General features: G+C 69.6%; 22 protein-coding genes. 10 read left to right on the top strand and 12 right to left on the bottom strand.

Annotation, left to right across the window (positions count from 1 at the left end; translation table 11 throughout):
• Window positions 1–162: 162 nt before the first annotated feature.
• Both AB8M46_RS02660 and AB8M46_RS02655 read left to right on the top strand, forming a co-directional pair.
• On the top strand, window positions 163–1,002 hold the full coding sequence (locus tag AB8M46_RS02660) for a nitroreductase/quinone reductase family protein (protein WP_394359453.1): 840 nt from the start codon (window positions 163–165) through the stop codon (window positions 1,000–1,002).
• A gap of 447 nt (window positions 1,003–1,449) precedes the next feature.
• Window positions 1,450–2,436: an acyl-CoA desaturase gene (locus tag AB8M46_RS02655; protein WP_394359452.1), complete on the top strand. Its 987-nt coding sequence runs from the start codon at window positions 1,450–1,452 to the stop codon at window positions 2,434–2,436.
• Window positions 2,437–2,440: 4 nt separating this feature from the next.
• Here the strand turns inward: AB8M46_RS02655 and AB8M46_RS02650 are convergent, their stop codons facing one another.
• From AB8M46_RS02650 to AB8M46_RS02635, 4 genes are read right to left on the bottom strand one after another with little or no spacing between them, the layout of a single operon-like run.
• Complete coding sequence (locus AB8M46_RS02650; protein WP_394360833.1) at window positions 2,441–3,052, bottom strand: alpha/beta hydrolase; 612 nt, start codon at window positions 3,050–3,052, stop codon at window positions 2,441–2,443.
• A 57-nt stretch (window positions 3,053–3,109) separates the two neighbouring features.
• Window positions 3,110–4,051 (bottom strand): sigma-70 family RNA polymerase sigma factor, encoded by a 942-nt coding sequence (locus tag AB8M46_RS02645; RefSeq protein ID WP_394359451.1) that lies wholly within the window; start codon window positions 4,049–4,051, stop codon window positions 3,110–3,112.
• 5 nt (window positions 4,052–4,056) lie between these two features.
• Entirely contained in the window at window positions 4,057–4,713 is a 657-nt protein-coding gene (locus AB8M46_RS02640; RefSeq protein WP_037341817.1) for an enoyl-CoA hydratase-related protein, read from the bottom strand.
• 1 nt (window position 4,714) lies between these two features.
• Window positions 4,715–5,323 (bottom strand): TetR/AcrR family transcriptional regulator, encoded by a 609-nt coding sequence (locus AB8M46_RS02635; RefSeq protein WP_037341820.1) that lies wholly within the window; start codon window positions 5,321–5,323, stop codon window positions 4,715–4,717.
• 132 nt (window positions 5,324–5,455) lie between these two features.
• Here AB8M46_RS02635 and AB8M46_RS02630 point away from each other — a divergent pair, with 132 nt between their 5' ends.
• Window positions 5,456–5,803, top strand: coding sequence for a DoxX family protein (locus AB8M46_RS02630; protein ID WP_037341825.1), 348 nt, complete (start codon window positions 5,456–5,458; stop codon window positions 5,801–5,803).
• A 2-nt stretch (window positions 5,804–5,805) separates the two neighbouring features.
• Here the strand turns inward: AB8M46_RS02630 and AB8M46_RS02625 are convergent, their stop codons facing one another.
• Window positions 5,806–6,147 carry a VOC family protein gene (locus tag AB8M46_RS02625; RefSeq protein WP_037341826.1) on the bottom strand — a complete coding sequence of 114 codons (342 nt, stop codon included), beginning with the start codon at window positions 6,145–6,147 and terminating at the stop codon, window positions 5,806–5,808.
• Between the two features lie 39 nt (window positions 6,148–6,186).
• Complete coding sequence (lexA, locus tag AB8M46_RS02620) at window positions 6,187–6,843, bottom strand: transcriptional repressor LexA (RefSeq protein WP_016336599.1); 657 nt, start codon at window positions 6,841–6,843, stop codon at window positions 6,187–6,189.
• 176 nt (window positions 6,844–7,019) lie between these two features.
• Between lexA and AB8M46_RS02615 the strand changes: the two genes are divergently transcribed.
• Window positions 7,020–7,454 (top strand): hypothetical protein, encoded by a 435-nt coding sequence (locus AB8M46_RS02615; RefSeq protein ID WP_350594096.1) that lies wholly within the window; start codon window positions 7,020–7,022, stop codon window positions 7,452–7,454.
• A gap of 1 nt (window position 7,455) precedes the next feature.
• Here AB8M46_RS02615 and AB8M46_RS02610 read toward each other — a convergent pair whose 3' ends face one another.
• A complete protein-coding gene (locus tag AB8M46_RS02610) occupies window positions 7,456–7,893 on the bottom strand; it encodes a MarR family winged helix-turn-helix transcriptional regulator (protein ID WP_037341831.1) in 438 nt (145 codons plus the stop codon).
• 115 nt (window positions 7,894–8,008) lie between these two features.
• Between AB8M46_RS02610 and AB8M46_RS02605 the strand changes: the two genes are divergently transcribed.
• Window positions 8,009–9,139, top strand: coding sequence for an FAD-dependent oxidoreductase (locus tag AB8M46_RS02605; protein ID WP_394359450.1), 1,131 nt, complete (start codon window positions 8,009–8,011; stop codon window positions 9,137–9,139).
• Window position 9,140: 1 nt separating this feature from the next.
• Here AB8M46_RS02605 and AB8M46_RS02600 read toward each other — a convergent pair whose 3' ends face one another.
• A complete protein-coding gene (locus AB8M46_RS02600) occupies window positions 9,141–9,665 on the bottom strand; it encodes a TetR/AcrR family transcriptional regulator (protein ID WP_125734653.1) in 525 nt (174 codons plus the stop codon).
• A gap of 90 nt (window positions 9,666–9,755) precedes the next feature.
• Between AB8M46_RS02600 and AB8M46_RS02595 the strand changes: the two genes are divergently transcribed.
• The 4 genes from AB8M46_RS02595 to AB8M46_RS02580 all read left to right on the top strand — a co-directional run bounded on the left by AB8M46_RS02595 (window position 9,756) and on the right by AB8M46_RS02580 (window position 14,170).
• Complete coding sequence (locus tag AB8M46_RS02595) at window positions 9,756–11,105, top strand: carotenoid oxygenase family protein (protein ID WP_394359449.1); 1,350 nt, start codon at window positions 9,756–9,758, stop codon at window positions 11,103–11,105.
• Window positions 11,106–11,127: 22 nt separating this feature from the next.
• Window positions 11,128–12,072 carry an RNA polymerase sigma-70 factor gene (locus AB8M46_RS02590; RefSeq protein WP_037342553.1) on the top strand — a complete coding sequence of 315 codons (945 nt, stop codon included), beginning with the start codon at window positions 11,128–11,130 and terminating at the stop codon, window positions 12,070–12,072.
• 82 nt (window positions 12,073–12,154) lie between these two features.
• The gene (locus AB8M46_RS02585; RefSeq protein WP_394359448.1) at window positions 12,155–13,321 is read left to right on the top strand and encodes an NAD(P)/FAD-dependent oxidoreductase; all 1,167 of its coding nucleotides are present in this window, start codon (window positions 12,155–12,157) and stop codon (window positions 13,319–13,321) included.
• A gap of 30 nt (window positions 13,322–13,351) precedes the next feature.
• Window positions 13,352–14,170, top strand: coding sequence for an NAD(P)H-binding protein (locus AB8M46_RS02580; RefSeq protein ID WP_394359447.1), 819 nt, complete (start codon window positions 13,352–13,354; stop codon window positions 14,168–14,170).
• On the opposite strand, the gene AB8M46_RS02575 is transcribed toward AB8M46_RS02580, so the two are convergent.
• Both AB8M46_RS02575 and AB8M46_RS02570 read right to left on the bottom strand, forming a co-directional pair.
• Window positions 14,146–14,676, bottom strand: a complete 531-nt coding sequence (locus AB8M46_RS02575; RefSeq protein WP_037341840.1) for an SMI1/KNR4 family protein — start codon at window positions 14,674–14,676, stop codon at window positions 14,146–14,148. The genes AB8M46_RS02580 and AB8M46_RS02575 overlap by 25 nt on opposite strands.
• Before the next feature lie 4 nt (window positions 14,677–14,680).
• Window positions 14,681–15,301 (bottom strand): TetR/AcrR family transcriptional regulator, encoded by a 621-nt coding sequence (locus AB8M46_RS02570; RefSeq protein WP_394359446.1) that lies wholly within the window; start codon window positions 15,299–15,301, stop codon window positions 14,681–14,683.
• A 102-nt stretch (window positions 15,302–15,403) separates the two neighbouring features.
• Here AB8M46_RS02570 and AB8M46_RS02565 point away from each other — a divergent pair, with 102 nt between their 5' ends.
• Complete coding sequence (locus AB8M46_RS02565) at window positions 15,404–16,423, top strand: hypothetical protein (protein WP_394359445.1); 1,020 nt, start codon at window positions 15,404–15,406, stop codon at window positions 16,421–16,423.
• Here AB8M46_RS02565 and AB8M46_RS02560 read toward each other — a convergent pair.
• Together AB8M46_RS02560 and AB8M46_RS02555 are read right to left on the bottom strand one after the other, a co-directional pair.
• Window positions 16,420–17,547 (bottom strand): bifunctional lysozyme/C40 family peptidase, encoded by a 1,128-nt coding sequence (locus tag AB8M46_RS02560; protein WP_037341847.1) that lies wholly within the window; start codon window positions 17,545–17,547, stop codon window positions 16,420–16,422. The two genes, AB8M46_RS02565 and AB8M46_RS02560, sit on opposite strands and share 4 nt — an antisense overlap.
• Entirely contained in the window at window positions 17,547–18,506 is a 960-nt protein-coding gene (locus tag AB8M46_RS02555) for a nucleoside hydrolase (protein ID WP_394359444.1), read from the bottom strand. The genes AB8M46_RS02560 and AB8M46_RS02555 overlap by 1 nt, the downstream gene beginning before the upstream one ends.
• Window positions 18,507–18,544 lie beyond the last annotated feature (38 nt).

Here is an 18,544-nt window from a genome sequence, read left to right as displayed (position 1 = left end):
ACTCGGCCACTGGAGATCGGCACATGCCGTCTCGCACAATCACTCATCCCCACGTCGTGGGATGACGCCTCCATGCGGTGCGCCCGAATATCGGGCCCATGTGTGCTCCTCCGGTGACGGTTCCGCGCCCTCCTGTCGACACGGCGATGGGAAAGGAACACAGTGAGCTTCAACGACCAGGTGATCGAAGAATTCAGGCAGGGCAAGGGCGGCACGCTCGAGGGCTGGAAGCTGATCCTGCTCACCACCACCGGCGCCAAGACCGGTGAGCGGCGGACGAATCCGTTGGCGTATCTCGAAATCGACGACAAGACCGTCGTCGTCGCTTCGAACATGGGCGCGCCGGCGCATCCGGGCTGGTACCACAACATCCGGCGTGACCATCGGGTCACGATCGAGACGGAGACCGAGACTTACGAGGCCATCGCGTCCATCCCGCCCGCCGCGGAACGTGACGCGCTGTTCGCGAAGGTCGTCGCCGAAGAGCCGGGATTCGCCGAGTACCAAGCGAAAACGACGCGCGAGCTGCCTGTCGTGATTCTGCACCGGATCGACGACCGGGTGCGGGGGATGGGCGATTTCCTGGTGGAGGTCCACAAGTGGTTGCGGGAGGAGCTCAAGTCTCTGCGCGCCGGGGTGGAGGACATCGTGGCGGGCCGCGCCGACGCGCTCGTCATGGAGAAATCCTTGAAGGCGCACTGTGTTTCGTTCTGCGAGGCGCTGACCAAACATCACACCGGCGAGGACATGGGCGCGTTTCCCATTCTGGCACAACGGTTTCCCGCGCTCGCGCCGGCGTTGACGAAGCTCGGGGAAGATCACGTCGTCGTCGCGGCGACGCAGGAGCGGATCCGTGACCTCGTGGAGGGTTACGTGCACGGCGAGAGTGATCCGGCACGTTTGCGTGACGAGTTCGACGCCCTCGCGAGCAAGCTCGAAGCGCATTTCGCCTACGAAGAGCGAAGCGTCGTGGCCGCCCTCAATGTGACGATGACCGGCTGATCGGGGCGGACGCCCTGGGGTTTCGGCCCCGGGGCGTGTACCGTAAGTGGTGGCGACGCCATCGGCGTGACGCCGCGAGGCGGGCGGAAATCGTCCCCGGCCTCGCCGAAGACCGCGAAGTAGCGGTCCCCCTCGAAAGGTTTCACCGTCAAAACTCACAGCACGGACAGTGCGCTGTTCAGTCACCCGCTCGCAGCTCAGGACGAGCCCCACGAGCCGGCCATCCCCCAGGGCGAGCGATACATGGATCTTTTTCGCGAACCTTCTTACCCCGCACCGGAACCATCGGCCGACGTCGTTCGTTGAGCTGACAAGTCCAACGTTTTGGGTGTCGTGTCGTCCAGCACGCTCGCGCAGAATTCGTCGCGGGCATGCCTTCGTGCGCCGCGTCGTGCCTCAGGCTCCAGCAGCCGGCACATGCCTCGGCCATCGACAAGAAACGGCGACATGACCTCAGTTCTCAGACCCCCGGACAGTGAAGAGCGGCAGGCGCCGCAACCCCTCCTGTCGGGAGAGCAGTCCCGCACCGAAAACCTTCTCGTCAAGCTGTTCGCGGTGGTGCCCCTGGTGGCACTGGCCGCCTCCGTCCCCTTCGCGTGGGGCTGGGGCCTCGGCTGGGTGGACCTCGGCCTCGCCGCCGGGTTCTACTTCCTCACCGGCCTCGGCGTGACCATCGGATTCCACCGCTATTTCACACATGGCGCCTTCAAGGCCAATCGCGGCCTGCGGATCGCCCTCGCGGTCGCGGGCAGCATGGCCATGCAGGGCCCGGTCATCGGCTGGGTGGCCGACCACCGGCGGCATCACGCCTTCGCCGACCGCGAGGGTGACCCGCATTCCCCCTGGCGCTTCGGCACCACCCCGGCCGCGCTGGCTCGCGGCTTCTGGCACGCCCATATGGGCTGGCTGTTCGAACGTGAGAAGACCAACGCTCAACGGTTCGCCCCGGATCTGCTCACCGACCGTGACATCGCCCGGATCGATCGCCTGTTCCCGCTGCTGACCGTCGCGACCTTGCTCGCGCCGGCCGTCCTCGGCGGTGTGATCACCTTGTCCTGGTGGGGCGCGGTCACCGCCTTCTTCTGGGCGAGTCTCGTCCGGGTGGCGCTGCTGCACCACGTCACCTGGTCGGTGAACTCGCTGTGCCATCTGATCGGCGACCGCCCGTTCGCCGCCCGCGACAAGTCCGCCAACTTCTGGCCGCTCGCCATCGCCTCGATGGGCGAGTCCTGGCACAACTCGCACCACGCCGACCCGACCGGCGCCCGGCACGGCGTCCGCCGCGGCCAGCTCGACATCTCCGCACGGCTGATCTGGCTGTTCGAGAAAGCGGGCTGGGCGACGGACGTCCGGTGGCCGAAGGCCGACCGCCTCGGTCGCAAACTCAATCCCGGCCACTCGTTGTCGCTGCGCCGTCGTACGCAGCGAGCCTGAGCTGTCAGCGGATCGCGCCCGCGATGGCGTCGATCAGCTCCGGCCCGTCGGAGAACACCGGGTCGTTGTGATCCGCGCCGGGGACTTCGATCGTCCTGGCACCGGCGGCCTGGGCCACCTCCCGGCTCTGCTCGGCGGGGACGATCGAATCCTCGGCGCCGAACACGACGGTCACCGGCGCCTTCACACGGGCGACGGCGTCCGTCGTCGGGAACTCGTCCCGCAGCAGCCAGCGGACCGGCAGGAACGGGTAATGCCGTTGTCCGACCGACGCGAGGTCGACGAACGGCGAACGCAACACGAGCGCGGACGGCGGACGTTCGGTGGCCAATTCGGTGACGACCGCCGAGCCGAGGCTCTCGCCGAAGTAGATCAGCGGCGTTCCGGCCTCGCGTGTCAGGAAGTCCTGTGCGGCGCGGACGTCCAGCGCGAGCCCGTCCTCGGACGGCTCGCCGGGATTGCCCCCGTATCCGCGATAGTCCAGGAGCAGCACCGAGAGCCCGCGCGCGGTCAGCGCGCGGGCCAGCGGCGCGCGAAACGACCGGTTCCCGGCGTTGCCCGGCGCGACCAGTACGGCCGCTTTCGCGTCGGCGACCGGGAAGTACCAGCTTGCCAGGCTCAGCCCGTCCGCGGTGGTGAGCGTGATGTCCCCGCAACACCTTCTTGCGCACGCTCAAGCCTTCGTCGGGGGAAGGCCGAACCGTGCGAACAGGTCCGCGTCGAGGAACGAGGTGATGTCGCGGATCCGATCGTCACGAAGGGACAGCACGGTGATCGACCACGGGGTGTGCACGGCGTCCGCCGATTCGCCGAGGTAGCAGGCGACGGCGGGCTGCCCGTTGGCGGTGACGATCTCGGTGTGCCAGCTCGGGCACCGGCCGAGCGGGACCTCGGTGGCGAAGCCGGCGACCGCCTCGATACCGCTGTACCACTGCGCGAGCGGCGGCATGGACCAGGTGACGTCCTCCGTCAGCAGCGCCACGAGCGCGTCGGCGTCACCACGCTCCAGCGCGGAGGCGAAACCCGCGGCGATCTCGCGCGTCCGGGTGTCGTCGGGCCGACCGCCGGGCGGCGGGACCCTTTCCGCCACGATCGCCCGCGCGCGTTGCAGAGCGCTGTTCACCGCTGCCACCGAAGTGTCCATTATGGACGCGATTTCGGCGGCCGAGAAACCGAGGACGTCGAAGAGCACCAGAGCGGCGCGCTGGTTGCCCGGCAGGTGCTGCAGCGCGGCGACGAACGCGAGCTCGATGGCCTCACGCCGCTCGTACCGGGTCTCCGGGCCGTCGGGGTACGGGCCGAGCCACGCCACCTCGGTCAGCGGGGCGTGTTCGAGCACGACTCGCTCGCTCGACGGGCCGAGGTCCATCGGCAGCGCCCGTTTCCCGCGTGCCGCCGCGATGTCGAGGCAGGTGCGGGTGGCGATCGTGTAGAGCCAGGTGCGCATCGAGCTCCGGCCCTCGAACCGCTCCATCCCCCGCCAGGCCCGCAGAAGCGCGTCCTGCAGGGCGTCGTCGGCGTCGTGGGCCGAGCCCAGCAGGCGATAGCAGTGGGCGTGCAGCTCGCGCCGCAGCGGCTCGACGAGCCGATCGAACTCCGCGTCGTCGGTGCGCACGACGGCTACTTGGCGCGAAGCGCGGTGACGGCGGGGGAGAACATCGTCGTCTTGATCGCGGACAGCGTGCCGCGGTCCTTCCCGGCCAGCGGGCGGACGAGATCGGCCGCGTACTCCAGCAGCGCGGGTTTCTCGGCGACGGCGTCCACGAGCCCGAGGTCGCGCGCGTCGGTGCCGCCGAACCGTCGTCCGGTGGTCATCGACGCGATCGCGGCGGCGGGGGTGAGCTTGCCCTGGATCAACGCCGCCATCCCCGGCGTGAACGGGATGTTGATGTCCGCTTCGGGGAAGCAGAAGAACCCGCGATCCGCCCGCATCACCCGGAAGTCGTGCGCCATCGCCAGCATCGCCCCGGCGCCGAAGGCGTGTCCGTTGATCGCGGCGACCGTGTGCACGCCGAGGGTGAGTACGCGAGCCAACAGTTCGTGGACGTCGGCGACGTACTGCGCGGCCGTGGCGGGGTTGCTGGTGAGCCAGTCGAGGTCGAGGCCGTTGGAGTAGAACTTCCCGGAACCGACGGTCACCAGCACCGCCGGATCCGGATAGGCGACGACGGTGTCCAGTTGGGAATGCACGGTTTCCAGCCAGGACGGCGAGAACCGGTTCTCGTCGTCCCCGAGGTCCAGCAGGAACACCGGGGCGTCGTGGCGCAGAGTGGGCATGTCAGTCCTTCCGTGGGGGTGGGAGCAGGAGTATGGCGTGGACCGCGGCGGACAGCCGGGCCCGGGAGTCTTCGGAGATCGGCTCGCCCGCGGTGAACGCGCGGCGGAACAGGGCCGTCGGCAGGTCGACGACGCAGGTCGTCAGCACTTCGACCGCCTGAGCGTCCCGCCTGCTCCATAGCCGTTCGGCGAGCGTGACGAGAAGCCTGACCAGGCGTTTGTCGAGTGCGAGGAGCTCGCCGGCGAGATCTTCGGGGACCTGCGGGCCGAGCAGATGCTCCTTCTTGACGGTGATGAGCAGGCGGGCCGCTTCCGGACGGCGGTGGGCGAATTCCGCCGGTGCGTCCGCCGCGGCCGCGATCGCCGCGGCCGGGTCTTCCGCCTGATCGGCCAGCTCGGTCTGGAGGTCGAGAAAGGCGCTCGCCGCGCGGAGCCAGACGCGGGCCAGCAGCGCGCCGAGCGAGCCGAAAGCGTGGTAGATCGTCCCGTTGGACACGCCCGCGGCGGCCGCGAGGGAGCGCACGGTGACGCCCCGGGCGCCGACTTCGACGACGAGGCGCTCGGCCGCGTCGAGCAGCCGATCCAGGTCGTGCACGCGGGGCCGGGGCATGCGGCGAGGATAACAGAGCGCTTGCTCTAAAACGACGCGACCCTGTGACGTGCTTCACCTGGCGGGCTGTCACATCGGGCAGTTGGCCGGGGTCAACCCCGCGAACCACCGAGAAGCCAAGGAGAAACCGAAATGACCACCGCTTATGTCATCGTCACCGTCGTCGGAGCGTTCATGGCCGCGTTCTCGGCCGCCTCGATCTTCTTCCGCGCCAAGTGGGTCGTGCAGCCGCTGGCCGACTACGGCGTTCCGCGCGCCTGGTGGACCCCGCTCGGGGTCGCCAAAGCCGCGGGCGCGCTCGGCCTGATCGCCGGCCTGTGGGTGCCCGCGCTCGGCGTCGCGGCCGGGATCGGCCTGGTGCTCTACTTCACCGGCGCCGTGATCACCGTGCTCCGCGCGCACTGGCCGTCGCACGTCGCGTTCCCGCTGATGTACATGGCGCCTGTCGCCGCTTCGCTCGTGCTGGGTTTCGCGGCCTGATGTCAGGAGTCCGGGGACCACACCGCGAGTTCGGCGCCGCCGGGCTCGCGGAAGTGGAACCGGCGCCCGCCGGGGAACGAGAACGGCTCGACCGTGACGATGCCGCCCGCGGCCTCGACGGAAGCCCTCGCCTGTGCGAGGTCGTCGGTGCGGATCGTCACCAGCGGCGCGGCCGTCTGCTGCGCGGTGTCCTGCTGGAAGCCGAGCGAGACCACGCCGCCGCTCTGGACGTCGGTGTACGTCGGGCCGTACGCCGTCGCCGTCCAGCCGAAGGCCTTTTCGAAGAACCCGCTCGAGCCCGCCGCCGAACTCGACGGGAACTCGACGAAGTCGATTTCGTACATGGGCGCCGAAGCTACTCCGGCCCACCGACAAAAACCGCGTCAGACGCTGCGCAGCACCGAGACCACGACGCCGAGCACGCTCGCACGGTCCCCGTCGATGACCTCGTAGGCGGGGTTGCGCGGTTCGAGGTACACGTGGCCGTCGCGGCGGCGGTACACCTTGACCGTGGCCTCCTCGTCGATCATCGCGGCGACGATCTGGCCGGAGTGCGCCTCCTGCTGCTGCTTCACCACGACGATGTCGCCGTCGCAGATGGCCGCGTCGATCATCGAGTCACCGCGCACCCGCAGGCCGAAGACGTTGCCCCGCCCGGTGAGTTCACGCGGAAGGGTCATCACGTCGTCGACGTGCTCGACGGCGGAGATCGGCGTGCCCGCGGCGATGTCACCGACGACGGGGACCGGCACGGAGTCCTCTGTGGACTCCTTCGACGCGGTGCCGTGCAGGAAGGCGCGCACGTCGATGGGGCGCGAGATGGAGCTGCTGCGGCGGAGAAAACCCTTCTCCTCCAACGCCGCCAGATGCTTCGACACCGAGGACGTCGAGCGCAGCCCGACCGCTTCGCCGATCTCGCGCGTGCTCGGCGAGTAGCCGTACTCCACCACCCATTCGCGGATGGTCAGCAGGATCTTCTGCTGCCGCTCCGGCAGGGAAGCGGCTTCCTCGAACAGCTCAAGATCGTGGTAGGCGGTCATCAGCGGAATGGTAGTTCGTGCGGGCCGCCGCGATCGCCGCGGTGTCCCAGTGGAACGGCCGCCGCGCGACGTGGCCGATCGACGGCGGTCATCCGTCGTCGAGATCGGCCGGATGGCGGCACGGCCGGGCCGAAAGTCCGATCCCGCGAACATCTCCGCGAGGTTGACTCGATCGTATGAACACGAAGATCACCGCGGCGGTGCTCGCCGCCGCGACGGCCACCATCGCCCTGTCCGGCTGCGGGCTCAAGGAAGGTCTGACCGAAAAGGCGAACGGACACGTCAAGACGGTCAGTTACGCGACCGGCGCGGAGGGCAAGCGGGACAAGGACGCCCGGCTGCCGGACTGGGTGCCGGACGGGGCGGCGTCGGTCACCGAGGTCATCCGGACGACGGGTTCGGAGCGGCTCCTGAAGTTCACCGGCGGCACGCTGCCGGCGCTCTGCGTGCCGGGGGCGGCCGCGACACAGGCGGCCACGCTCGCCGCGCAGTGGTGGCCGCAGGGTCAGGAGGGCAGGACTGACAAGGTCTGCGGCGAATGGCACGTGCTGGTCCAGGGCTCCGACGTGTACGCGTTCAAGCCGGAGACACTGGTGAGCACGAGGTCTTGAGTCATTCCCCGGGCGTGAGCGCGTCGGCGCAGACGGCGAGGTCGTGCACCAGCCGTTCCCGGCCCGCTTCCGAAAACGGGGCGAGCATACGGTCCTGGACCTCGCGCACAAGACCGCTCGCGGCGCGGAGCTGCGCGCGTCCGGCGGGGGTGAGCGTGCTGGGCAGGGCGCGGCCTTGCGGCGCGGTCGACGGCCGGGTGACCAGTCCGCGGTCCTGCAGACCGCGCAGGACCAGGTTCATCGACTGCCGGGTGACGAACACGGCCCTGGCCAGTTCCGCGTTGGACAGCCCCGGTCGCTGCGAGAGCACTTCGAGGCAGGAGTACTGCGGCACGGTCAGATCGAGGGGGCGCAACGCGGTGTCCATCGCCGTCCGGAGCGCCGTCGCCGCCCGCTTCAGCAGGTATCCCGCCGATTGGTCCAGTGGTCCGACCGTCATGTCAGCATCATGACATAACAGCGCCTGTCAGACCGTGCCAGTGTCGTGTGCGGCGTCTGACAGGGGCCCCCGACACGCTCTGGAATGTCATTCCAGAAGCGACCGAGGGGTCACCATGAACACACCTGTCACGATCATCGGCGCCGGTCTCGGCGGGCTCACCCTGGCCAGGGTCCTGCACGTCCACGGCATCCCTTCCGACGTCTACGAAGCCGAAGCGTCGCCGACCTCACGCCTGCAGGGCGGGATGCTCGACATCCACGACTACAACGGCCAGCTCGCGCTCGAAGCCGCCGGGCTGATGGACGAGTTCCGCGGCATCGTCCTGGAGGGCCGTCAGGCGCTGCGGGTACTGGACCGGGACGGGACCGTCCTGTTCGAGCGGGGCGACGACGGCACGGGCGGCCGGCCCGAGGCGCAGCGCGGTGACCTGCGGCGGATGCTGCTCGATTCGCTCCCCGGAGGCACCGTCCACTGGGGACACAAGGTGGTCGGCGTCCGGACGCTCGGCGACGGCCGCCGCGAGGTGACCTTCGACGACGGCTCCACTGTCGTCACAGGTCTCCTGGTCGGCGCCGACGGGGCCTGGTCGCGGGTCCGGCCGCTGCTCACCGACGCCGTTCCCGAGTACTCCGGCACGTCGATCGTCGAGACCTACCTGTACGACGCGGACACCCGGCACGCCGCCGTGGCGAAGACGGTCGGCGGCGGATCGATGTTCGGGGCCGGGACCACGGAGGGCATCGGCATCAACGCCCACCGCGAAAGCGGCGACACCCTGCACGCCTACGTGGAACTCGGCAAGCCGTTGGCGTGGTTCGACGCCATCGACTTCTCCGACGCCGAAGCGGCCAAGGCGGCGATCGTGGCGGAGTTCGGCGACTGGTCGCCGGAGCTGACCGCGCTCATCACCGAAAGCGACATCGCGCCGATCCACCGCCCCGCCTTCACCCTGCCGTTCGGGCTGCGCTGGGAGCGCGTGCCCGGCGTGACCTTGCTCGGCGACGCCGCGCATCTCGCGCTGGCGAACGGCGAAGGAGCCAACCTGGCGATGCTCGACGGCGCCGAACTCGGCAAGGCGCTCGCCGCGCGTCCCGACGACGTCGAGGCCGCGCTCGCCGAGTACGAACAGGCCATGTTCGTGCGCTGCGAAACGCCGATCGAGGAGGACTTCCTGATCGAAAGCATCTTCGGCGAGGACGTTCCCGAGGTGCTGCTGAACATGTTCGAGGAGCGGAAGGGCTGAGTCAGGCCTTGCCGCCGGCGAGGGCCTCCAGGCCGCGGACGATCGTTTCCGCGCTGGGGGCCCGGTCCGGGGCGACGAGGTGCTGCAGCATCACGCCCGTGATGAGGGCGAACTGGACGGCGCCCGCCGCGTCGGCGTCGGTCGCGGACAGCCGCTCGCCGAGGACCTTGCGGGCCTCGTCCTGGGCGTCGGCGAGCCGTTCGCGCAGTTCCGGGAAGCGGATGGCCTGGGTGACGCTCTCCAGGACGGCGGTCCACAGGTCGCGCTGCTCGCCGAAGGAGTCGACGAGGCCCTGCCAAGTGGTGGTGAGCGAAGCGTCCTCCGGCTCGCGCAGGCGCTCGACCACTTCGGTGGACAGCTCGATCATGGCCTCGTTCATGAGGGCCTCTTTGGAACCGAAGTGGTACCCGATGGAGCCGAGGTTCGCTCCCGAGGCCGCGGTGATGTCCCGTGCGGTGGTGTGCGCGTAGCCGCGTTCGATCAGGCAGCGCTTGGCCCCGTCGAGGAGGTCCTCTCGTTGTCCCATACGGCGATCCTAGCGCCCCGCTGTGACAAGCGTCTTATACAAATGTATTATACAAATGTTCAAGACGCCTAGCAGCAAGGAAACCCGACGATGAATCGCTACGTCCTGGGCAACTTCGCCCCGGTCGCCGAAGAGATCACCGCCTTCGACCTGCCCGTCACCGGGAAGATCCCGGACGACCTCGACGGCCGCTACCTGCGGATCGGCCCGAACCCGCTCGGTCTCGAAGACGCGTCGGCGCACATCTGGACCCTCGGGGAGGGCATGGTCCACGGCGTGCGCCTGCGCGACGGCCGCGCCGAGTGGTACCGCAACCGCTGGGTCCGGTCGGCCTCCGTTGCCGACCGGCTCGGGGAACCGCGGCGCGGTCAGGTCGCCGACGAGCGCCTGGACTTCGCGCCGAACGTGCAGGTCGCGGGCCACGGCGGCCGCCTCTACGCGCTCATCGAAGGAGGTCTGGCCCCGTACGAGCTGACCGACGAACTCGACACCGTCGGTCCCGCCTCCCTCGGTGCGACCGAACAGGGTTTCTCCGCCAACGCGCACAGCAAGTACGACCACGCGACCGGCGAACTGCACTCGCTTGCCTTCCGGTACGGCGCGGATTTCGTGCAGCACATCGTGATCGGCCCCGACGGGCGCAACCGGAGCGTCACCGACATCAAGGCGCCCACGTTGCCGTACATGCACGACTTCGCGCTCACGGAGCACTACGTGGTGTTCTACGAGTCCCCGATGGTCTTCATGCCCGAGCGCCTGGCGACGGGCGTGCCGTTCGGCTGGAACCGGGAACTGCCGTCACGGCTGGGATTGCTGCCGAGGGCGGGCGGCACGGTGCGGTGGTTCGAGACCGCGCCCGTCATGGTCGGTCACACCCTGAACGCCTTCAAGGACAACGGAACCGTGGTGGTGGACGTGGTCGTGCATCCCCGGCCGATCGACTTCGCCGACGTCGGTGCCTCGAAGCCCGTGCTCGAACGCTGGACCGTGGATCTCGCGGCCGACCGGGCCACCCGCACACTGCTGCACGACCGTCCGCAGGACTTCCCTCGCCTCAACGGCCGGTTCGGCGGAAAGCCTTACCGCTACGGCTATTCGGCGGCGGCCGAGCTGTACGCCACCCCGAGCGCCGCGGAACCGGACCGCCCCGACGAGGGATTCAGCAGCGCCTTGCTGAAGCACGACCTCCTGGCCGGCGTCACCGAAGCCCACGAATTCGGCCGCGACGCGAGCGCGGGGGAGACCGTGTTCGTCCCGTCGGCCCGCGCGGCCGCGGAGGACGACGGCTACAACCTGGTCTACGTCCACGACCGCGAACGCGGTGCGGCGGACCTGGTGATCCTGGCGTCGCAGGATTTCACCGGCGAGCCTCTGGCGAGGGTTCACCTGCCCGCCCGTGTCCCCTTGGGACTGCACGGCAGCTGGATCCCCGCGGCCTGACGCCGATGGCTAATCTGGGGTGATGCTGACCGGTGCGCGCGAGGTCGAGGTGTTCGAGGCGGCCCGTGGCCGGTTGGAGGCGATCGCGTATCGCCTGCTGGGGTCGGCGAGCGACGCCGAGGACGCGGTGCAGGACACGTTCCTGCGCTGGCAGTCCGCCGACCGCGGGTACGTCGAGACGCCGGAGGCGTGGCTGACGAAGGTGCTCACCAACCTCTGCCTCAACCGGCTCACCTCGGCCCGGGCCCGGCGGGAAACCTATGTGGGCCAATGGCTTCCCGAGCCGGTCTTCGCGGGGGACCGGATGCTCGGTCCGTCCGACACCGTCGAGCAGCGCGAATCGGTCTCCATCGCGATGCTCACGCTGATGGAACGGCTCTCGGCCAAGGAACGCGTCGTGTACGTGCTGCGCGAGGCGTTCGGGTACTCCCACGCCGAGATCGCCGAGGTCCTCGACGTCACCGAGTCGAACTGCCAGCAGATCCACCGGCGGGCCAAGCAGCATCTGGCCGCCGACCGGCGCCGGGTGGAGGTCGACACGGCCGCGGCCCGCAAGATCGTCGAGGAGTTCCTCGCCGCGGCGCTCAGCGGCCGGACCGACGCGCTGGTGCGGCTGCTGGCCGACGACGCGATCAGCGTGGGCGACGGCGGCGGCGTGCTCTTCTCGCTGCCGCGGCCGATCACCGGCGCGGTCCGGGTGGCGAGGTTCCTGCGCGGCCTCTTCAAGCCGAGCGCCGCCAAATGGTCGTTGATCGGCGGCAAGCCCGAGCTGTTCTCCACCGTCGCCAACGGCGTTCCCGCGCTGGTGCTGATGGTGGAGGACAAGCTCGTCGGCGTCGTCTCCTTGGAGGTCACCGCCGACGGGATCGCCGCGGTCCACGCCCAGGTGAACCCCGCCAAGCTCGACCGCGCGGCGGGTCAGTGGGGCGTTTCCGAGCACGGGGAGCCACTCACCGTCCCCTGGTGACCCGGATCACAGTCCGCCGCTGTCAGGTTTCGTGTCGCTGCCCGGTTCAGGCAGCGAACACCGACCGGACAGGAGTGAGACCATGAAGCACCGAATCGTCGTTCTCGGAGCCGGATACGCCGGAGCCAACGCCGCCGGGCGGCTGGCCAAGCGGCTGCACCCCGCCGACACCGAGATCACCCTCGTCAACGCCGACCCCGAGTTCGTCGAGCGGGTCCGCATGCACCAGCTCGCGACCGGCCAGGACCTGAAGCCCCGTCTGCTGACCGACGTGTTCGCGGGTACGGGTGTCCGGGTGCGGACGGCGTGGGTCAGCGCGGTCGACACCGAACGCAAGACCGTCGCCCTCGACGACGGGGACATCGCCTACGACACGCTCGTCTACGCCCTCGGCAGCGCCGCCGCGGACAGCGGTGTCCCCGGCGTCGCCGAGCACGCCCACCACATCGACGGCAAGGGCTCAGCGCTGCGGCTGCGGGAACGTCTCGCCGACCTCGCCGCGGGCGGGACCGTGCTCGTCGTCGGCGGTGGTCTCACCGGCATCGAGGCCGTCACGGAAATCGCCGAAGCCAGGCCGGATCTCCAGGTCGCTCTCGCGGCCCGCAGCGGTCTCGGTGACTGGATGAGCGAGAAGGCCCGGCGTCACCTTCGCGGGACCTTCGAGAGGCTCGGCATCACCTTGTACGAGGACACCGACATCACGCGTGTGGGGCCGGACGGTGCGACGACCGCGGCCGGCCGCGGGATTCCCGCCCAGGTGACCGTCTGGACGGCCGGTTTCGCCGTCCATCCCATCGCCGCCGCCACGACACTGGACGTCTCCGCGACGGGACGGATCGTCGTCGACGACACGATGCGGTCGGTCTCGCATCCGGACGTCTACGCCGTCGGTGACGCCGCGCTCGCGACGGGTGTGAACGGGACGCCGCTGCGGATGTCCTGCGCCTCGGGCGTTCCCACGGCCTACCGCGCGGCCGACGCCATCGTCGCCGCCCTGACCGGAGGCTCGCTCCCCGAGAACAAGATCGGGTACACCGGCCAGTGCGTCAGCCTCGGCCGCCGCGACGCCGTCGTGCAGTGGGTGACCCCGGACGACCGGCCGAAGGACTCGGCGCTCACCGGTAAAACGGCCGCCCGGCTCAAGGAGATCATCTGCAAGGCCGCCGCCTGGAGCATCTCGCACCCGACGTCGATGCTTCCCGTGCGGCGCCGCCGCGTCGTCCGGGCCGAAGAACTCGCCGGCGTCTGACCATCCGCCCGCCGAACAAAAGGAACGATCATGATCCTGATCACCGGAGCGAACGGCGTCGTGGGACGTCAGGTGAAGAATGTCCTGCTGCGCCAAGGTATCGACGTCACCGCGATCACACGCGCCGATGGGGACCTGTTCAGTCCCGCCTGGATCGAACCGGCGCTGGAAGGTGTCGAAGCGATCCAGATCAGCCCGCGGGCGACCGGCCCCGGTCTCGAAGAGCTGCTGAAGCTGGCCGCCGGACGAGGGATGCGGCGGGTGGTGCTGCTGTCGGCCACCACCGTCGAGTACCCGGCCGGGGAGGCGCGGTTCGCCGCCCAGTTCAAGAAAGCCGAAGACCTCGTCACGCGCTCCGGTCTGGAGTGGACGGTCCTGCGCCTGGCGGATTTCGCCGCCAACGCGCTGGCCTGGGTACCCCAGCTCCAGGCGGGTGACGTGGTGCGCGGCGCGTACGGCCGCGCCGCCACCTCACCGATCCACGAAACCGACATCGCCGAGGTCGCCGCGCGAGCCCTTCTCGGCGACCTCCCGGCGGGGTCGGTGTCCACGCTGACCGGTCCGGGATCGGTCGACCAGCACGAGAAGGTGCGGCTCATCGGCGCGGCCGCCGGCCGGGCACTGTCCTTTCAGGAGCTTCCGCCCGAGCGGGTACGGCAGGGAATGCTCGCGCAGGGACTACCCGAGGAGGTCCCCGACCGCCTGCTCGGTTCCCTGGCCGACTACAGCGAACGCCCCGGGCCCACGACCACCACGGTGGAAGAACTCCTCGGACGGCCCGCGCTCACTTTCGCCGACTGGGCGCGCGACAACGCGCCGGCCTTTCAGGCCCAGCCGATCCGCTCGTAGAACGGCGTGATCCACGCCCGGAACCGATCACCGTGGGCTTCACGGGCGGCGGCCACGACGGCGTCCGGATCCTCGGACGGCGTCAGGCCCCGCCCCCGGAGCCACTCGACGAACAGCTCGTGCGAGCCGCTGTGGTCGTCGTCTTCCGCCCGGTAGTAGTAGGCCGAATCGTGGTCGACCATGATCTCGGCGTCGAAACCCAGCAGCCGCAGGAAATCCGTGAAGTCGCGGGCGACGACGTGCTCGCCGCCCTCGTCGCCGAAGACGACGACGGGTGCGAGGGCGAGGTCCGTTTCGTCGTCGGCTCGCCAGATGGCGTAAGTCGAGCCGCTCCCGTTCGCCTGGGCGAAGGGGATCAAGCGCGAGAGGAACGCGGGGTCGTCCAGCTCCTGGGGGAAGCTGCTCTTGTCGTCGTAGTCGTACAGCTCGAAACCGTCGGCGAGGTAGTCGCGGGTCGAGTCGTAGAGGTCCTTCAGCTCGTTCAGGACCGGAATCGGTGAGTACACGCGGTCACCTTATGTCGCGACGGGCCCCGGCGGCGTCGAATGCGGGCGCGAGGGGCGCGAGTGCGCCGCGGAGCAGGTCGGGCAGTGAGCCGGACGGCACGACGAGCCCGCCGGCCGAACTCGGCTGGAGCCACCGCTGGAGCGCGATCCGCACCGCCGCGGTCACGCTCGCCGCGAGCACATGGGCGACGTGCGGCGGGATGTCGTCCTGGCGTCGGGCGATCGCGTCGGCGAGGGGCAGTTCGAGCGCGCTGGTGGTGTCGGCGAAAGCCTCGCGCAGCGCCGGACGGGTGGTGATCAGCAACAGGGCGTCGCGTTGGTGCTCGCCCGGGTCGGTGTACTGCTCGACGATCGCCTCGATCACGGCGTCGGCGAGGCCTACTTCAGCGGGCTGGGCCGCGACCGCGGCCGCGATCCGCGCTTCCCGTTCGGCGGTGACGGCGGCGACGATGGCCTGTTCGCGGCTGGAGAAGTAGTTGTTGTAGGTCCGGGGCGAGACTCCGGCGGCTTCGGCGATGTCGTCGACGCGCACGTTTTCCGGGCCACGCTCCAGTGCCAGCCGCAGCGCCGCCTCGCGCAAGGTCTTCCGGGTGGCCTGCTTCTTCTGGTCGCGCAATCCGGTCACCGGCCGAGTATCCCAGCAAACTTGCGCGAACGCAAACTTGCGTGCACGCAAGTTTCTGCCTACTGTCGGGCACCACATTCCCCACACGAAAGGACCCAACCCATGCGTGCCAAAGGAATCGCCTACGACACCGGCTTCGTCCGGGGCGGCCGGATCTCCCGCGAGAACTTCGATCTCGACCTGGTGAAGCGCGAACTGGCCGTCATCCGTGACGATCTGCACTGCAACGCCGTGCATCTCGTCGGCGGCGATCCGGAGCGGCTGGAGCAGGCCGCTCACCTCGCCGCCGAACTAGGGCTGGAGGTCTGGTTCTCGCCCTACCCGCTGGAGCTGACGCCCGAGGAGATGTTGGCGTTGTTCACCGACTGCGCTCAGCGGGCGGAACGGGTCCGGCAGGCGGGAGCGGAGGTCGTGTTCGTCACCGGCGTCGAGCTGAGCCTCATGGACCACGGATTCCTGCCCGGTGCCGACATCACCGAGCGGCTCGAACGACTTTTCAGCAGGCCGGAGAGCCTGGGCGAGCGAACCGCGGAGGCGAGCGCCCGCCTCAACGACTTCCTCGGCGACGCCGTGGCGGCGGTCCGCCGGCACTTTCACGGGAAGGTCACCTACGCCTGCATCCCGTTCGAGCGGGTCGACTGGACCCTCTTCGACATCATGTCGGTCGAACTCATCCGGTCCGCGGAGGTGGCCGACCGATTCCAGGAAGGGGTGCGAGCCCTTGTGGCGCAAGGAAAACCGGTCGCGATCACCGGCTTCGGCACGGCCACCTGGCGCGGCGCCGGCGATCAGGCGCCGCGCAGCATGGAGATCGTCGAGCACGACGAGAACGGCGACCCGGTCCGGCTGAACGGGGACTACGACCGCGACGAGGCCGGTCAGGCCGCCTACTTGCGTGAGCTGTTGGAGATCTTCGACGCCGAAGGTGTCGACGGCGCCTTCGTCTACCTTTTCGCGCTCTCCAACTACCCGCACCGTCCCGACGACCCTCGCCGTGACTTGGACTTGGCCAGTCTCGGGATCGTCAAAGTCTTCGAAGACCGCGACGGTGACACTTATCCGGGCATGCCGTGGGAACCCAAGGCCGCGTTCAGCGCTCTCGCCGACTATTACCGTTCCTAGGCCGTCGGGCGGCCCGCTCCGGCGTAGTCGTCGCCCTGTTTCCGGTAGGTGTGCACCTGCACCGCCTGCCCGGTCTGCGGGGCGTCGATCATCTGCTGGTTCCCGATGTACAGCCCGACGTGGTGGATCTTCGTGTTCGGCTCGCCGTAGAAGATCAGGTCGCCCAGCTGGGGATCGGTCACCTTGTTCACGCTGTGGTACTGCGTGTGGGCGGTGCGCATGAGCTTGACGCCGGCGCTGGCGTACGCGGCCGTCGTCAGGCCGGAGCAGTCGAAACCGGGGTCGCCGCCGCCGGTGCCGTTGCCGCCCCAGACATACGGCAGCCCGATCTTGTCGATGGCGAAGTTGACCGCGCTCAAGGCGGCCGCGTTCGGCGGCTGCGGGTTCTGGCCGACCGTGCCGTAGACGTTCACCGTCGCGAGCGTGCGATGCATCAGCAGCGGCGCGGGTTGCAGCGTGCTCACGGCGTTCCACCACGTCTGGCCCTGGCCGAGGTCGCGGCCGCCCGCGCACAGGGCACGCCCGGCGGTGAGCGTGGCGTCGTCGATGTTCTGCGGGTCCGGTTTCCCGCCGCTGGCCGACGCCTTGAACCGGTCCCACACCGACGGCGTCAGCTGCAGCGGGCCGCTCGCGTTCGCCGACGAGACGACCTTGTTGTAGAAGTCGCGGACCTCGACCGCGCCGAGCGGTTTGGTCAGCACGCCGTCGGCGTTCAGTCCCGAGCCGGCGGCGCGGCCGTGATCGGAGGCGATCTTCCCGAGCGCGGCCAGCGTCACCCAGGAAAGGCGGCAGCCCGGGGTTTCCTTGCTCAGCGCTACGGTCGTCTTCGCGTACCCGGTCATCGCGCGCAGCGGGATGTCGAGCCAGCCGCTGGTCTTCGACACCCAGGCGTCGAACTCCTGCCCCATCTGCTGCGGGACCTTCGGCTGTTCCTTCGGCATCTCCGCCGGGGCGGACGACGACGGCGGCGGCGTGGGCGGGGCCGAGGACTCGACTGCGGCGGCCTCCGTCTTCGGCTCCTCCTTCGGCGCGAAGGTGATGGCGGCGACCAGTGCGGCACCCGCGACGACGACCGCGGCGATGATCACCGGGAGTCTGCGACGGCGCGAGGTTTCCTGCTCCATCACCGGCCTCCGGTGATCCGGCCGAGGACGAACTCGCGGAAGGCGTCGACATCGGTGGTCAGCGCGACGTCGATGGTGCGGCCGGGCACGGCCTGCGGATCGGTGCTTCGCAGCCTTCGCCGGTCTACCAGTGTCGCGCCTCGGGCGGGGCCGAAGCCGCACTCGACGTCCACGGGGTACGACTCGACGTCGAGGATGCCCGGCCTGATCGCCTCGGCCACCGCGACCGCGTCGTGCATGACCATCCCGGGGAGACCGAGGATCGGGGTGTAGTGCTCGACGTAGGTGGGCGTCAGCGCTTCGAGCGCCGCGCCGAGCGGCCCGGACGCGGCGAGTTTGCCGAGCCAGCCGGTGTCGACCGAGCATTGATGCGTGATGTCCAGCGGGACCAGCACCGTCGGGATGTCCTCGTCGACCAGCACCCGGCGCGCGGCCTCGGGATCGCTCCAGATGTTGAACTCGGCCGCGGTGGTGGAGTTCCCCTTGGTCACCCCGCCGCCCATGATGACGATCCGGCCGATCTTCTCGCGGATGTCCGGATGGGCGGCCAGCAGCAGCGCGATATTCGTCAGCGGGCCGATCGGGGCGATGGTCACCGGTTCGTCGGCGGCTTCCAGCAGATCCACCAGCAGGCGGACGGCGCCGCGTTCGTCGAGCGGGCGCTTCGCCTCCGGCAGGATCCCGGAGTGGCCGGACAGACCGTCCTCGCCGTGGACGAACCCGGCGGACTTGGCGTTGTCGTAGACCATCGGCCGCGCGGCACCGGCGGCGACGGGGACGTCGTCGCGGCCGAAGAGCTGGAGCAGGCGGCGGGCGTTGGCGGTGGTGTGGCTCAGCGGGACGTTGCCGAACACCGTGGTCACACCGAGCAGGTCGACGTCCTCGGATTGCGCGGCCAGCGCCAGCGCGAACGCGTCGTCGACCCCCGGGTCGGTGTCGATGATCAGCTTGGTGCCCATGCGCGTGCTCCCCTTTGCGGTCGGCGGCCTGTTCACAG

Origin of the sequence: Amycolatopsis sp. SB7-3, from assembly GCF_041021335.1 — a bacterium.
GTDB lineage: Bacteria > Actinomycetota > Actinomycetes > Mycobacteriales > Pseudonocardiaceae > Amycolatopsis > Amycolatopsis japonica.
Note: the sequence above shows the minus strand (reverse complement) of the source record. Positions and strands in the feature narration are given on the sequence as shown.